Source organism: Paenibacillus sp. MZ03-122A (assembly GCF_024213325.1).
Classification (GTDB): domain Bacteria; phylum Bacillota; class Bacilli; order Paenibacillales; family Paenibacillaceae; genus Paenibacillus; species Paenibacillus polymyxa_B.
In genome coordinates, this window is sequence record NZ_JANAVI010000064.1 from 1 (window position 1) to 492 (window position 492).

General features: G+C 51.2%; 1 protein-coding gene. It reads right to left on the reverse strand.

Annotation, left to right across the window (positions count from 1 at the left end):
• A partial coding sequence (locus NLX74_RS25560; protein WP_254330940.1) for a condensation domain-containing protein occupies positions 1 to 492 on the reverse strand: 492 nt, incomplete at both ends.

Here is a 492-nt window from a genome sequence, read left to right on the forward strand (position 1 = left end):
GCGATGAATCGTCAGTCCCAATGCGGTAAGCAGCAAATCATTCATCTCCGTGTTGTAGGCACGATGCGCCTGTTTTAGCAGCTGCTCCGTTTCCTGAGCTGTCCACGTAACTGTAATGTTCTCGCTGTCCCTATTGAAGGAATGAAAAGGGGACTCGTCTTTTGGAAGCGGCTGATATACGCCTTGTTCCATTTCCCTCCAGAATGCGAGTTCTGCTGCCATGGCCGGACTGTTCGCATATTGAGACTGCCCATCCGCCCAGGTGCGGAACGAATCCGTTTTGTGCGGAAGACGAGCCGCTTGTCCGTTCAATGCCTGCTCATAAGCGGTCGTAATATCCTCGAACAAAATGCGCCAAGATACGGTATCCACCACTAAGTGATGAATAGCCATCAGCAAATGATCTCCATCTGGGCAATGGAACAGCCCCAGCTTCACCAGCGGTCCTTCGCTTAGATGAATACCCGCCTGAATTTCATTCACTTTGGCCTC